Source organism: Amycolatopsis sp. CA-126428, from assembly GCF_002904335.1.
Lineage (GTDB): Bacteria > Actinomycetota > Actinomycetes > Mycobacteriales > Pseudonocardiaceae > Amycolatopsis.
Genome location: NZ_PPHF01000160.1, coordinates 1 through 14,341 on the forward strand (window position 1 = coordinate 1; position 14,341 = coordinate 14,341).

Consider the following 14,341-nt stretch of genomic DNA (forward strand, 5'->3'; position numbering starts at 1 on the left):
CCTGGACCAAAACCGCCGACGAGATCCTGCCTCACGCCACCCGTCAACGAACCTCAGACGCGCGACACTAGCCGCGCTGCTCACCCTCGTCCGGCCGGGCGGAGTCGTGGTGAACACGATGGCGTGGATGCCCGCGCCGTCCAACGAGGACCGCGGCGTGTGCAGCATCGACCTGCTCGTCCGCAGCGACGCCGGGCAGCTGGCCAAGCTGGTGTCACTGGTCGACTCCGGCCAGCTGCGCATCGACGTCGCCGAGCGGGTACCGCTGGCCAGCTGGGGGCCCTGCACGCCCGCGCCGCCGAGGGCGGCGCACCGCAAGGTCGTCGTGACGGTCCAGCGCGAGGCTGAGCAGGTGGATCGCGGCCTTCGACGCGTTGTAGCTCGGGGTCACTTTCGGCGGGGCGAACGCCAGGCCCGAGGAGACTGTCACGATGGTGGCGTCGAGCCGGGTCTGTAGCGCCGTGACCGTCGGAAGTGCGCTCCGCCCGGATCGGCGGAGCGCACCTCTCCCGGTCAGAAGCCCGAGTTACCCGGTCCCCGGGTGAGGGTGAAGCCACCCGGGTTGGTCAGGCCGCCCGAGGCCGCGCCCGTGACCGACGTGTTCGACACCGAGCCCGACCCCGCCGAGCTGAGGTCGATCCCGTACGTGCCAGCCCCGGTGATCGTCACCTTGTCCAGGCTCAGCTGGGTGACTTTCCGGCCGACGATCGCCGCGCCCGGGTCGAGACGCTCGTCAGTGACCTGCACGGCCTGCCGAGTCGTATCGGTGATCGTCAGGTCCGTGACCACTACCGGCGCGCTGATATCCTTGCTCAGCGCGAAGATCTGCAGGGCGCCGAACGGTTTCTGCCAGTTGGGCTCGTCCCCGCCGGTGCGGGTCAAGGTGTTGCGCCGCACCGCCGTGGTTCCGCTGAAGGCGACCGGATTGAACCGGGTGCTGATCGCGATGCCCGACGACGCCGCGACCGTGTCGCTGATCAGGTTGTCCTCCGCGCGGTTGCTCGTGCCGCCGTAGATGCCGATGCCGTTGGCCAGCATGGGCGACTGCACGGTGTTCGCGGTGAACGCGCTGTTCGTCACGGAGTTGCCCTCGGAGAACATCGCCAGGGCGTCGTCGCCGGTGTTGCGCAGCACCGACTGATCCACGCGGACGTTGTTCGTGACTCCTCCACCGGCGTGGATGTTGACGCCGTCGGCGTAGGTGTCGCGGATGCGCAGGCCCACCACGTACAGACCGTCGGTACCGGAGTCGGCCCAGAGCCCGACTTTCGTGTGCTCGATCCAGAGGTTCTGCAGCAGCGATCCGGCGCCGAAGTTGCCTTCCAGTGCGGCATTCCCGTTCGCGTCGTCGCGGGTGCGGTTGTCGCCGAAGATCGCGAGGTCGGCGATCGTCACGTTCGGTCCGGTGGCGAAGAACCCGCCCTTGAGGCCGGTGCCCTGGAGCACCGACGACCACGGTCCGGCGCCGAAGATCTTCACGTCGGCGACGGTGATCGGCGCGCTGATCCGGAACGTTCCCGCCGGGACGTAGAGCGGCTTGTTCTGCGACCGGGCCGCGGCGATTGCGGAGGTGATCGCGTTCGTGGCGTCGGAGCCGTCGTTCGGCACGGCGCCGTACGAGGTGATCGACAGCGCGCCGTGCGGGGCGGCTGCGGCGGCGGGGGCCTGCTCGGCGTCGACGAGGTCGATGTCGATGGTCGATGTCGCCGTTGAGTCCTTCTGGAGCTTCAGCACGGTCCCGGCCGGGAAGTTCCCGATCGTGGTACGGACCTCGTCGAAGAACCGGTGCGCCAGGCCCTGCGCCGGTGTGTTGGAGAACGGGTAGGTGCCGTAGACCCAGCTGTACTGCGAGGTCAGGGTGAGGTCCTTGATCTTCGTGCCGTTCGCGTAGAGCGCCAGCGGGGCGGTGCTGCCGGTTCCGTCGGCCGAGTCCGGGATCGAGAAGCGCACGACGAGCGCATTGGCCGGCTTCGCGAGGGTGACGGCGACCGACTGGCCGGTGCCGCTCAGCCGCACTGCGCGGCGGCCGCTGGCTTCCGGAGACACCGTGCGGTAGGTGCGATCGGCGGCCGGCGTGGTGGCGCCGCCGGCGAGGGTCCCGGCCTCGGCCTCGTACTCGGTGTACGGGGTGGTCGCGCCTCGGGTCGCGGCCGCCGTCTCGCCGCCGACGGTCACGCTGTCGACGAGCACGTCACCCCCGGTCGCGGACGTGCTCGCGAGGCCGAGGGTGTTCAGCCCCGCGCGCAACGGCACCGACACGGTCGTGGTGCGCCAGCCGGTCCCCGGCGTCAGGGAGACGCTGCCCGCGTCCTGCCCGTTGGCCGAGACCGCGAGCACCCGGTTCGCGCCGCTGCTGTTGGCGAACCGCACGGTGGCCGTGGCGGTACCGGCCGAAGCCATGATGACGGTCCGGATCATCCGCGCGCCGACGTGGTCGAAGCCGGAGACGTAACCCGTGCCGTTGTACCCGGAGGTCGTGGTGGCGGCGGTCGCGCCGGACGACAGGAACGCGCCGTCGGCCTCTCCAGGACCGGCCGGGGTGTTCGTGCTCGCCGAGACGGTCAGGTTGTCGAGGTTGACGTTCCCGCTGTCGGTGGTGTCGTAGAGGTAGGCGACGAAGTGGGCGCCCGCCGAGAGCGTGACCGTCTCGGTCGCGGTGGCCCAGGTGTCCCAGTTCGCCGTCGTGGGCAACGAGATCTGGCGCAGCTTGACCCCGTCGACCAGGAGGGAAAGCGTTTGCGCGACGCCGCTGCCGTTGGCGTAGCGCAGGGCGAGGTTCGTGGCACCCGTGGCGGTCACCGAAAAGGTCGTCTTGGCGGTGCCGCGGTTGCCGTCGGTGTACCCGCCGACGAACCCGCTGCCGGTGTAGCCGGCGTGGTCGGCTGTCACCACCGCGCCGCCCGACAGCGTCGCGGACTCCGCTTCCAGCGCGCCCGATTCCGACGTCGAGCCGGTGGTCACGTCGAGGTAGTCGAGGTTGACGTTGCCGTTGTCGGCCGTGCCGAAGGAGTACGCGATGTGGTGGACGCCGGACGACAGCGTGGCGGTGGTGCTCGCCTGGCCCCAGGTGTCCCAGTTCACCGTGGCGGGCAGGGAAATCTGGCGGGTCGCGCCGTCGATTGCCAGGGACAGCGTCCGGGCCGAGCCGGTGCCGTTGGCGTAGCCGAGGACCAGGGTCGTCGAGCCGCCGGTCGAGCTGACCGTGAAGTCGGTCTTGGCGGCGCCGCGGTTGCCGTCGACGTACCCGCCGACGAACCGGCCGCCGCTCGCGCCGGGGTGGTCGCTCTGGGTCACGGCGCCGCCGGACAGCACGGCCGACTCGGCTTCCAGCCTGGTGGTCGCCGCGGCGGCCGGTGGTGCGGTGGCGAACGACGCGACGACCGCGGTCACCGCGAGAAGCAAGAACGGTTTCTTCATTGAATCGCTCCTGAAAAGGGGACTGGTGGGGTCAGCCTTTGACCGCGCCGCTGAGCGCGTCGCCGCGCAGCACCAGGCGCTGGAACACGAGGAACAGGGCCACCGGGATGACCGTGGCGATGGCCAGCGCGGCGAGGAAGACGTCGAGTTCGACGAAGGTCTGCAACGCCGGCAGCCGGACCGACAGCGGCTGCACCGCCGGGTCGGGCAGGACCAGCATCGGCCAGAGGAAGTCCTTCCAGGACGCGATGACGGCGAACACCGACACCACGCCGAGGATCGGTTTCGACATCGGCAGCACGACCGAGACGAAGGTGCGGACCGGTCCGGCGCCGTCCACCCGGGCCGCCTCGAAGACCTCACGCGGCAGGTTCGCGAAGAACCGTTGCACCAGGATGACGTTGAACGCGTTGGCTCCCGACGGCAGCCACACCGCCCAGAACGTGTTGATCAGCGACATGTCGACCATGCTCAAGTAGAGCGGCACGAGCAGAACAACCGACGGCACGAACAGCGTCGCCAGGACGATCGCGGTGACCACCTTGTGGTAGCGCGGTTTCAGGACGGCGAGGGCGTACCCGGTGGTCGTGGCGACAAGCAGCTGGATCAGCCAGGCGCCGAGCGCCACCCAGATCGTGTTGAGGAAGTACTTGCCGACCTCGACGCGGGTCCACGCCGTGACCAGGTTGGCGAAGTCGATTCCGTGGGGCCACAACGCGAGCGGGTCGCGCAGGGTGTCCTGGGTGGGCGTGACGGCGGCCTTGGCCAGCCACAGCAGCGGGCCGAGACCGGCCGCGAACAACGCGGCCAGCAGCGCGCCCTGCAAGGCTCGGGTGAGCCGGCGCACCCCGGGACGCCGCCATTCCGTGGGAGCGATCAGGCCGCGGTCACTCATGACGTGCTCCAGGACCGGGTCAGCCGCAGGAACACCGCGGAGAACACCGCCAGGCTCCCGGCGAGCAGGACGCTGAGCGCCGTCGCCGCGCCGTAGTCCCCGCCGAGGCTGTCGGCGAAGGCGTAGTTGTAGATGAGCAGCAGGATGGTGGTGGTCGCGTGCGCGGGTCCGCCGCCGGTGAACAGGAACGGTTCGAGGAACACCTGCGTGGTGCCGATGATCTGGAGGATGAACGTCGTCAGCAGCACCCCGCGCAGGTGTGGGAGGGTGACGTGCCAGACCTTGCCGCGGATGCCCGAGCCGTCGAGTTCGGCGGCTTCGTACAGCTCCGGCGGGACGCTGGTGAGCGCGGCGAGGTAGATGATCACGGTGCTGCCGGCCGCGGCCCACGTCGCTTCGATGACGAGTGAGCCCATCGCGGTCGACGCGGACTGCAGCCACGGCACCGGGCCGATGCCGGCCAGGCCGAGGATCTTGTTGAACAGGCCGTCCGGGCCGGCGTCGTAGAACACCTTCCACAGCAGCACGGCCACGACCGGCGGGATCACCACGGGCAGGTAGGCCAGCGCGCTGAACAGGCCGCGCGCTTTCCGGACCTCGCTCATCAGGACGGCCAGCGCGAGCGGGACCGGGTAGCCGATCAGCAGCGCCAGCAGGGCGAACAGGCCGGTGTTGCCGACGCCGGTCCAGAACATCGGGTCGCTCAGCACGGTCCGGTAGTTGTCCAGGCCGACGAACTCCGGGGCGGTGACGAGGTTGGTCTGTTGGAAGCTCATCAGGGCGGACTTGCCGATGGGCAGCCAGGCGAAGAGCCCGAAGACGAACAGCGCCGGCAGGAGGAACAGCACCGGGGCGAGGCCGCCGCGGCGTGCCCACCGCAGCGGCGTCCGCCGGGGCCGGCTTGCGCGCTCGCGGGCCGGCGCGGGCGTCTTGATCCGGGGTGGTGCCGCGGTCGTCACGACCGGTCCAGCAGAGCCTGGGCCTGGGTCTGGGCGTCCGCGAGCAGGGCGTTGACGTCGGCGCCCCGGTCGGTGAGGACCTTCTGGACGACGGTGTCCAGCACGCCGTAGACCTTCTGGGTCGCGCGGGTGGGCTCGGGCAGCAGCTGCTGGTCGAACATCTTGCTCGTGTACGGGGTCATTTGCGGCAGCGGCACGTTGACGTACTGGCCGATCCACCGCAGCCGCTCGTCGTAGGTCGCTTTGTCGAACACCGGCAGCTCGGGCGAGCCGACCGCCTGCTTGGCGTCCGCGTTGGTCTTCGCGTCGCCCTGGGCCGCGGCTTCGTCGGTCAGCTTGCGCAGGTAGTAGAAGTCGATCCACTTCACCGCGGCCGACTGGGTCTTCTTCGACGCCTTGACGTTGACGACGGCCAGGGTGCCGCCGCCGAGCGCGCCGGCGTCCGGGCCGGTGAGCGGCAACGCGGTCACGCCGTAGTCGGCGGGCTTGATCGCGTTCTGGGACAGGAGGTCCTTGTAGTTGCCGCCGCCGGAGACGTACATGCCGATCCGGCCGGCGGCGAAGTCCTGGTTGATGCCGTTCCAGTCGTAGAGGAAGTTCGCGCCCATGCTGTTGTCGTCCCAGCGCATCGCGCGCAGGTTCTGCAGCACCTGCCGCAGCTGCGGGGTGTCGATGGTGGCGGTGGCCTTGTCGCCGTCGAGCTTCTCGGTGCGGCCGCCGAACGCGTAGTCCTGGGTGACGAGGATCCAGCCGCCGGTGTTGTCCTTGGTCATCTGGGCGTAGCCGGCGGCGCCGGTGCGCTCGGCGATCTGCTTAGCGTCGGCGCGCACTTCGTCCCAAGTGGACGGTGGTCGGTCCGGGTCGAGGCCGGCCTGCTTGAACAGTGTGCGGTTGTAGTGCAGGGCCTGGGTGTAGGCCGCGATCGGGATCGCTTGCTGCTTGCCCGACGCGTCCTGGCCCGTCTTCGCGACCTCGGGGTTGAACTTCCCGGCGTAGGGCAGCTGGGTGACGTCGCCGCTGATGTCGGCGATCTGGTGGCGCTCGATCAGGCCGCGCCCGTCGGTGAACGGGACGGTGACGACGTCCGGCAGCGTGCCGCCGGCCAGCTGTGCGGTGAACTTCGTCGGGTCCCACTTGAACTCCTCGACGACCAGGTCGATCCCGGGGTTCGCCTGTTCGAACTGCGCGACGCGGGCGTTGAACGCATCGACCGCGCTCTTGTCCTGGCCGGGCTCGAGGGCGACCTTGACGACGGTCTTCCCGTCGGCGGTGGTGTCCCCGCCGCTGTCGGTGGCGCAGGCCGCGAGCACCGTCAGGCCGAGTGCGGCGGTGAGGACGGTGGCGAAGGTTTTCGAGGACATCGTTGTCCCTCCTTATTTCCGAAGGCGCAGCCAGACGGCGGTGTCGGCGGGCAGCAGCCCGCGGTCGAGCGCGCCGCTGCTCAACAGGACCTCCGCCGGCGGCAGCGGCTGGGGTTCGGCGGTGAAGTTGACCAGGCAGGCGAAGTCGTCGCCACGGTGGAAACCGAGCACGCCCTCCGGTGTGTCCAGCCAGGCGAACTCCTCGCCGGTCAGCGCCGGGGTCGTGCGGCGCAGCTCGAGGGCGGCGCGGTAGAGCGTCAGCATCGACGTCGGCGAGTTCTCTTGGCTCTGCACGGAAAGCGCGGCCCACTCCGGCGGCTGGGGCAGCCAGGCCGTCGCGTGGGGATCGACGCTGAAGCCGTGGGTGGCGCCGGATTCTTTCCACGGCAACGGGACGCGGCAGCCGTCCCGGCCGGGGTCGGTGCCCCCGGTGCGGTGGAAGACCGGGTCCTGGCGGGCTTCGGCCGGCAGATCGTCCACTTCGGGCAGTCCGAGCTCGTCACCCTGGTAGATGTAGAGGGATCCGGGCAGGGCCGCGGACAGCAGTGCCGCGGCGCGCGCCCGGCGGTGGCCGAGCGCGAGGTCCGTCGGGACGTCGAACGTGCGGGCGTGCAGGAACGAGCTGTCCTCGCGGCCGTAGCGGGTGACGGGCCGGGTGACGTCGTGGTTGGAGAGCACCCACGTCGGCGCCGCCCGCACCGGCCGGTGGCTGGCGAGGGTCTCGGTGATCGACTCCCGCAGCTGCCCGGCGTCCCACGGGCGGCGCATGAAGTCGAAGTTGAAGGCGCTGTGCATCTCGTCCGGACGCAGGTAGCGGGCGAACCGGGCCGCGTCGTCCAGCCACACTTCGCCGATCAGCACGCGTTTTTCGGGGTAGGAATCGGCGACGGCGCGCCAGGAGCGGTAGATCTGGTGCACCTCGTCGCGGTCGACGAACGGGTGCGGGCCCCCTTCGTCCAGCTCCGGCAGCGCTGGGTCCTTGACCGGCATGGTCGCGGAGTCGATCCGCACGCCGGCCACGCCGCGGTCGAACCAGAAGCGCAGGACGTCCTCGTGCTCGCGCCGGACCTGCGGGTGGCTCCAGTTGAGGTCGGGCTGCTCCGAGGCGAATAGGTGCAGGTACCACTCCCCTGGCCGGCCGTCGGGTTCGGTGATCCGGGTCCAGGCCGGGCCGCCGAACGTCGAGGTCCAGTCGGTCGGCGGCAGCCCGCCGCCCTCGCCCCGGCCCTCGCGGAACCAGAACCGTTGCCGCTGCGGCGATCCCGGCCCGGCGGCCACCGCTTCGGTGAACCACGCGTGCTGGTCCGAGACGTGGTTCGGGACGACGTCCACAATGGTCCGGATGCCGTGTTCGCGCGCCTCGGCGATGAGCGCTTCGGCCTCGGCGAGCGTGCCGAAGGCGGGGTCGATCGCGCGGTAGTCGGCTACGTCGTAGCCGCCGTCGGCCAGCGGCGAGGCGTACCAGGGCGTGAACCACAGGGCGTCGACGCCGAGGGAGGCCAGGTACGGCAGGCGGGACCGGACGCCTGCGAGGTCGCCGGTGCCGTCGCCGTCGCCGTCGGCGAAGCTGCGCGGGTAAACCTGGTACACGACGGCGGTGCGCCACCAATGGTCCCGGGTGGTTCCCGGCGGCGCGGCCACGGCCGGTGAGCTGAGGGTCGTCAACGGTCCCCCTTTGAAGGGTTTAGCGCTATACCTGATGGCAGGACGGTAATGTGCGCTTGATACGCTGTCAACACTGGAGCCGGGAAGGACGGTGCGCGTGCGGGTCACACTGCGAGAGGTCGCCGAAGAGGCGGGCGTCAGCATGATGACCGTGTCGAACGTGATGAACGGCAAGGCGGCGCGGGTATCGGCCGCCACCCGCGAGCGCGTGCACCGCATCGCGGCGGACATGGGGTACGTGCCCAGCGCGTCGGCGCGCAGCCTCGCCAGCAGCTCGTCGAAGCTGATCGGCCTGCTGGTACCGGCGGCCGACGAGGACAGCCTCATGATCAGCCCGCACCACATGGCGATCGCCGGGCATGTCGAACGCGAGTTACGGAAGTCCGGCTACCACTTGCTGCTGCGCGGCATCGCGCGGCTCGAAGAGGTCACCGAAGCCCTGCACTCGTGGAGCCTCGACGGCGCGATCCTGCTCGGGTTCATCGACGAGCAGATCGACAAGCTGACCAAGGCCACGGCCGGTCCGACGCCGATGGTCGCAATCGACAGCTACTCCCGCAACCGGCTCACCGCCGGACCGCGCTCGGACGACTTCGTCGGCGCTCGGCTCGCTGCCTCGCACCTGCTCTCCTTGGGCCACCGGGACATCGTGTTCGCCGGCCCGGCGTTCGGCCGGGTTGGCGTGGTCCGCGAACGGTTCGACGGGTTCCGCGCGGCGTTCACCGACGCCGGGCTGACCTGGGATTCCGGCCTTGTGGAGATCGTCAACACCACACACGACGAAGGGTTCGCCTGCGGGCAGTCGCTTTTGGAGCGGCATCCGGGCGCGACGGCCGTGTTCGCCACCGCGGACATCCTGGCGGTCGGCATCATGGAGGGCCTGGCCACAGCGGGCGCTGCCATCCCGCGCGACGTCTCCGTCGTCGGCTTCGACGACCTGGAGTTCAGCAAGTACGTCACCCCGAAACTCACCACCGTGGCCCAGGACATCGGCCGCAAGGGAGCCACCGCGGTCGCGATGCTGGTCGACGCGATCGAGCAGCGCACCCAGCCACGCAAGCCGGTCACCCTCGACGTCAGTCTCACTCTACGTGACTCGACGGCCCCACCGAGATGAGGCCATAGCGTCCCGGTCGACCGTTTCGGGCAAGCATCCGAGGCCGACGGTCGCGCCCGAAGGAACCCCTTCGGTTCGCGCCAGACCTCGAGCCCGGCCGGACTTCCGGTGAACCCGACACCACCAAGCCGACGGGTCACGGTTCAAGACCGCGTTTCGACCAGCCGGGGAATGAAAAACGAGAGATCATCGACGTGTCCTTTTCAGACTTTTCATCTCATCACAGGTTCAACAGCTGCTCCGCTGTCCGGTGGGCGATGTCCTCCTTCACCACCTCGGGCAGGTCGGCCTTCTCCAGGAAACCGGCCGCACTTTCGTTGCCGATGAAGGGGTAGTCGACGGAGTACATGATCCGGTCGGCCCCCAGGACGTCGACGCAGTACCGCAGCTGCGCCTGGCTGAACATCCCGCTCGGCGTGACGTACACGTTCTGCCGCAGGTAGTCGCCGATCGACCGCTCCAGCTTGGTCACCCGCTGGGGCAACGCCTCGTCGAGCCGGTCGAGGTAGAATGGCACCAGCTCACCCCAGTGCCCGAGGATGATCTGCAGCTGCGGGTACCGATCGAACACCCCGCCGAGGACCAGCTGCAGGAAGTGCACCGCGGTCTCCTGGTGCCAGCCCCAAGCCGCGGTCTGAAACCGCGCGGTGACCAGCGGATCAAGCCCTTCGTAGTTCGATGCACTCGTCGCCTGGGGCGGCACCCCCGGATGGAGGTAGATCGGCACCCGCAGCGCGGCGGCCGCGCGCAGGATCGGATCGAACCGAGGCGCGGAAAGGAACTCGTCCTCGGTCCGGCCCATGATCATCGTGCCGACAAAACCGAACTCGCCGACGCAGCGTTCGAGCTCGAGGGCCGCAACGTCCGGCACCGACGTCGGCAACGCCGCGAAGGCGGCGAAGCGATCGGGGTGCCGGCGCACGGCGTCGGCGAGCGTGTCGTTCGTCGCGCGTACGAGGTCGACGGCGACGTCAGACGGAAGCTGCTGGGTGGAGAGGCTCGAGAGGACCTGCATCGTGATGCCGTGGCGGTCCATGTCCGCGATGCGGCCTTCGTCGAGATCGCGCAGTACCTCGACGCTCGGCGAGTAGGGCAGTCCACTGTCCGCGGCGAAGCTCGCGGCGAAGTGCGGGCTCAGCGCCTGCGCCGCGGGGGCGCTCGCCCGCGCGACGGCGACGTCGAGGTAGTGCTCCTCGAGGGTCACGATCTTCACCGCAGATCCTTCCGGTCAGGTCGCCCGAGCGCCGCGCCGACGATGACAAAAGCCAGCATCTCCGTAGTTCATTATAAGTGAAGTCACTGCTTCATAGTGAAGCCCTTGCGCCTCGCCTTCGGCGCGGGCGCGGACATCGCCACCACGACGGTAGGCCAAAGACGACATCGCTTGCGCCGCGACCAGCGACACCCACTTGCTGTCAGTCAGCATGGGTCGGCGCCCTCGGCCGATGCCGGACACCTGGCAGCCTGCCGCGTGGATGCACGTCGCCTCGTCAAGTGCGGAAACAAAGATCACTTGCATCAACACTCACGGCTCTGAACAGCTGGTCAGACGCGGATATGGGGCTGGCCGTAGCCCGTGGCCGAGACAGCGTTCCATGGTGGCGCAGGCACGGGTCAGCCGCCGGGCCGACACCAGCAGTTTCTCAGGCTTTCTTCCACTTGATCTCCAGGCCACGCCCTTGGGCGCGCCCCGCCTCGGCGGCCGGCCTGCGCGTCGACGGGTCCAGCGCGTTCACGCCGATTGCCTGGCGTGACGCCTCGTCTGGCTCGACCACCGCAACCGCGGCGCCACACACGCGCAATTCCTCAACGGTTCCGGCCAACGGCTTCTCGCTCGGCAACAGTGATAGCTGCCCCATCGGCACGACCACCAGGACTCGTGACGCTCCGGCAGCGTAGTCGGCATTCGCGTGGGAACGCACACTCCCATCGAGGTACCGGCGTTCTCCGATAGTCACCGGCGGCCACACACCGGGGACTGCGCAACTCGCCGCGACAGCGTCGACCAGGCTCACGCCTGACGTATGTTCGAATACGCGCGGCTCACCGCTCTCGGCATCGACCGCGACAATCTTCAACGTGCGGGCCGGCCACTCATGAGACGGCAGGCGCGACTCGATCACGGCACGTCGCTCAGATTCCGGCACGGTGTCGGCCTCCAGCGCAAGCCGGCCCACAGCACGCCTGATCTCCAATGCGGACGCGGCAGTCTGCACGATGGCCGCAACTCCAGAACCCAGGCCGGCCAGGTCTACCTCGGCCATGATCTCGACGGCTTGCAACCCGGGTTCGACCTGCCGGGCGTACAACTCCTCCAAGCCCAATCCACTCCCCAGCTGCGCCGCAACGGTCGAGCCCGCCGAGGTGCCGACGATCAGTTCAGCCCCGCTCACGTCCTGACCTGCATCAGCCAGCCCCGCCAGCAGCCCGGTCGTCCAGGCCACTCCCGCGACGCCTCCGCCTCCGAGAACCAGTGCTTCAGTCATGTCCTGTCCTGTGGCTAGTCGAAGAAGTTCTATGCACTTCCGGATGCCTGTGCTCACGCATGAGCGGAGCCTCGCACCAGCCGTGGCGATCGCGGCTCAGGACGGCGAGACACTTCGTGGGCGTCTCGCCGTCCGGTTGCACCATTCGACCCGCGCGACGATCTCACATCAGACTGACGCAGGCGGGATCACGCCATGCTCCACGTCGAGAGCGAATCGACGTCATTCCCTATTGTTGCAGACCAGGCCGCGCGGGATACGCATTGATGGCGCGGGTCGCGGTGACTTGGCCGGCAGCGTTGGTCGCAACGGCAGTGGCCGTCTGCGGGGCCTTTCCGGTGGTGACCCAAGAGTCGAGCAGATCGGCAAAACTGGCGCTGACGAGCTGAGGCCCGGTGCCGCCTTCGCAGTGGTACTCGCCCGGGATCATGAAAAGTCGCACCGAGCTCTGCGCAGAGGCCGTTCCGCCATCGTTGGCCACGATTGCCTTGTAGAACTGCACAGTCGCAGCCGGCGGCATGGCCTGGTCGGCCCACCCACTCCACATGATCAGCTTACCGCCGTCGTTGCGGAACGCTCGGAGGTCCGGACTCGCGTCGTAAATGGAAGCCAGATTGTTGAGCCGAGCGGGATCGGTGTCGAAATTGAAGTCACTTTCCTGGAAGGCAGGACCGGGATCGCTTGGGAACGCCATGTAGCGGTCAAACTGAATGCCGATCCCGCCCTCGAGCGACAGCCCACCATTGTCATTTATTCGGGAAGTCCAGGCCAGCTCCGAGCCGGGTTCATTGCTTCCGTACGCAGTGATTGCTTGACCGCGCGAGTTGCGAATCGGCCCGTAGAACAGCCGCGCCACCGCGACCTGGGCCGAACTGAGACAGTCGGCGCCATGGAGATTCGTCTCGTGACACTGAGCGGCCACGGGATCGAAGTGGCAACCTTCAGGGTCGGCGATAGTGCCGTCGACTCCACCACATGCCTGCAGCGCCGCCTTGTGCAGGATGGGAAGTTTGTCCGTCGTGAGGATCACACGGCCGGCACGGTCCCGGTTGACGACATCGGTGTAGAGGCTGCCGTAACCGATGATCGTCGACCAGTACGGGAATGCCGGTCCAGCGATGATGCCGTTGAAGTCCGCGGGGTAGCGCTCCGCCTCGACCAGCCCCTGACGTCCCCCCTCCGAACAACCACTGAAGTACGACTCACGCGGTTCGACACCGTAGAAAGCAGTTAGAATCGCCTTGGCCGCCACCGTGGTCACATGAGTCGCCCGGTAGGCGAAATCGATTTCAGCTTGAGGATTTCCGTAAGCGAATCCTCCGTTCAAGCCAGGATCCACATGACCAAGGCTGTTCGCAACCGTTGCATATCCCTTCCCCAGGAATGGTGCGCATTCGTTGAGGTAGTAAGCACCCCCGAGACCATGACTGCCGTTTGCTTCCAACTTTCCGTTCCAGCCGGCAACCGGAAGCTGGACAACGAAGGTGTCGGACGGTGTGACATATCCGTCGACGGTGCACTGAGTCGCCGCTTGAGCCCCAGAGCCGGTCGTCGTGATCTTTGCCGACGTGATAAACGTTGTCGCGCCTTGCAGATTCTCGAAATTATCCCCACCATTCGCGCCAAGCGCCGCGCATTTTTCGGCCACGCTGCCCGCGTTCAATGCCCAAGGGGCGCCGCTTTCGGCTCCTGCGGGCGCTTCTACCGCACCGAAGGTCAGCCCAAGTGCCGCCGTCGCCGCGATGCCCGAGATGATGGAAATCCTGGCCCGACCGAGACGTTTCGACAGGTAAGGCTCAACACGAACTCGCACTTCTTTTCCTTCCTATCAATAACCAGAGATGTTGGCGGAATATCAATGACGTCACCGGCTGCGAGCCGGAGCCGTCCGCTTGGCACATTCGAGACTCCGCCGGCTGCCGCGCCCTCCAAGGCCATCCTTCGGCGGCGAGGGCGGCTGCAGTCTTGCGGGATGGAGACGACCTAGAAGCCGACCACCCGTTGTCCAATCTGGCCGAAGTCGTCGACGTGACGAATGAACTCGTCATCGACCTGCATAAGAGTGGCGGCACCCTGCTCGTGGTGGTGGTCGGTCTCAAAGGGCATGAACGCGCCGCCGACGATGATGTAGTCGCTCAGCCTCATGCCAGTGCTCTCGAGGAGGGAGCGCTTTGCCTCCCTCAGATCGGTGCAGCCGATGACCCACGTGACCGAGCCGGCAACGGCCGGGCCGGCTGCCGCTGAACGAGGACCGTCCGATCCGCCGTCGTCGGCACGCTCGGCACGCCGAGCGTGCCGATAGGCGAGCCGCCACCGATGCGACCGGGACTTCACTCACCGGCTCCGTCGCCTCCAGGCCCGCATCGGAGGGGCACGAGCGGGGCGAAGTGGCTAAGCCCGGGGCTCGACCGCGGCGGCGCGACAGCCCCGGCGACCTCGTG

Annotated in this window: 11 protein-coding genes and 1 pseudogene; 1 reads left to right on the top strand and 11 read right to left on the bottom strand. The window is 68.3% G+C overall.

Translation table 11 applies throughout. From position 1 onward, the window contains the following. Positions 1-334 precede the first annotated feature (334 nt). From C2L58_RS51620 to C2L58_RS41225, 6 genes and pseudogenes are all read right to left on the bottom strand, one after another. Positions 335-466: pseudogene (locus C2L58_RS51620) on the bottom strand (oxidoreductase); the annotation flags it as partial. Positions 467-513: 47 nt separating this feature from the next. Beyond that, on the bottom strand, positions 514-3,417 hold the full coding sequence (locus tag C2L58_RS41205) for a carbohydrate-binding protein (protein ID WP_103343045.1): 2,904 nt from the start codon (positions 3,415-3,417) through the stop codon (positions 514-516). Positions 3,418-3,448: 31 nt separating this feature from the next. Next, the gene (locus C2L58_RS41210; RefSeq protein WP_103343046.1) at positions 3,449-4,312 is read right to left on the bottom strand and encodes a carbohydrate ABC transporter permease; all 864 of its coding nucleotides are present in this window, start codon (positions 4,310-4,312) and stop codon (positions 3,449-3,451) included. Continuing rightward, positions 4,309-5,271 carry a carbohydrate ABC transporter permease gene (locus C2L58_RS41215; protein ID WP_233226212.1) on the bottom strand — a complete coding sequence of 321 codons (963 nt, stop codon included), beginning with the start codon at positions 5,269-5,271 and terminating at the stop codon, positions 4,309-4,311. Before C2L58_RS41215 ends, C2L58_RS41210 begins: the two co-directional genes overlap by 4 nt. Then, positions 5,268-6,632: an ABC transporter substrate-binding protein gene (locus C2L58_RS41220; RefSeq protein ID WP_103343047.1), complete on the bottom strand. Its 1,365-nt coding sequence runs from the start codon at positions 6,630-6,632 to the stop codon at positions 5,268-5,270. The genes C2L58_RS41215 and C2L58_RS41220 overlap by 4 nt, the downstream gene beginning before the upstream one ends. Before the next feature lie 12 nt (positions 6,633-6,644). Beyond that, positions 6,645-8,297, bottom strand: a complete 1,653-nt coding sequence (locus C2L58_RS41225) for a glycoside hydrolase family 13 protein (RefSeq protein ID WP_233226213.1) — start codon at positions 8,295-8,297, stop codon at positions 6,645-6,647. Positions 8,298-8,394: 97 nt separating this feature from the next. On the opposite strand from C2L58_RS41225, the gene C2L58_RS41230 reads away from it, so the two are divergent. After that, positions 8,395-9,414, top strand: coding sequence for a LacI family DNA-binding transcriptional regulator (locus C2L58_RS41230; RefSeq protein ID WP_103343049.1), 1,020 nt, complete (start codon positions 8,395-8,397; stop codon positions 9,412-9,414). 220 nt (positions 9,415-9,634) lie between these two features. On the opposite strand, the gene C2L58_RS41235 is transcribed toward C2L58_RS41230, so the two are convergent. The 5 genes from C2L58_RS41235 to C2L58_RS48975 all read right to left on the bottom strand — a co-directional run bounded on the left by C2L58_RS41235 (position 9,635) and on the right by C2L58_RS48975 (position 14,234). Next, positions 9,635-10,627: an amidohydrolase family protein gene (locus tag C2L58_RS41235; RefSeq protein ID WP_103343050.1), complete on the bottom strand. Its 993-nt coding sequence runs from the start codon at positions 10,625-10,627 to the stop codon at positions 9,635-9,637. Between the two features lie 15 nt (positions 10,628-10,642). After that, a complete protein-coding gene (locus C2L58_RS48970; RefSeq protein WP_146073777.1) occupies positions 10,643-10,840 on the bottom strand; it encodes a hypothetical protein in 198 nt (65 codons plus the stop codon). Between the two features lie 217 nt (positions 10,841-11,057). Then, positions 11,058-11,900, bottom strand: a complete 843-nt coding sequence (locus C2L58_RS41240; protein WP_103343051.1) for a patatin-like phospholipase family protein — start codon at positions 11,898-11,900, stop codon at positions 11,058-11,060. A gap of 229 nt (positions 11,901-12,129) precedes the next feature. Then, on the bottom strand, positions 12,130-13,713 hold the full coding sequence (locus C2L58_RS41245; protein WP_103343052.1) for a tannase/feruloyl esterase family alpha/beta hydrolase: 1,584 nt from the start codon (positions 13,711-13,713) through the stop codon (positions 12,130-12,132). Positions 13,714-13,883: 170 nt separating this feature from the next. Beyond that, positions 13,884-14,234 carry a hypothetical protein gene (locus tag C2L58_RS48975; RefSeq protein ID WP_146073778.1) on the bottom strand — a complete coding sequence of 117 codons (351 nt, stop codon included), beginning with the start codon at positions 14,232-14,234 and terminating at the stop codon, positions 13,884-13,886. Positions 14,235-14,341 lie beyond the last annotated feature (107 nt).

Bases quoted from the DNA above. Each gene is read 5' to 3' on its own strand.
- C2L58_RS41205 (WP_103343045.1), bottom strand. From the start codon at position 3,417: ATGAAGAAACCGTTCTTGCTTCTCGCGGTGACCGCGGTCGTCGCGTCG.
- C2L58_RS41210 (WP_103343046.1), bottom strand. From the start codon at position 4,312: ATGAGTGACCGCGGCCTGATCGCTCCCACGGAATGGCGGCGTCCCGGG.
- C2L58_RS41220 (WP_103343047.1), bottom strand. From the start codon at position 6,632: ATGTCCTCGAAAACCTTCGCCACCGTCCTCACCGCCGCACTCGGCCTG.
- C2L58_RS48970 (WP_146073777.1), bottom strand. From the start codon at position 10,840: ATGCTGACTGACAGCAAGTGGGTGTCGCTGGTCGCGGCGCAAGCGATG.
- C2L58_RS41240 (WP_103343051.1), bottom strand. From the start codon at position 11,900: ATGACTGAAGCACTGGTTCTCGGAGGCGGAGGCGTCGCGGGAGTGGCC.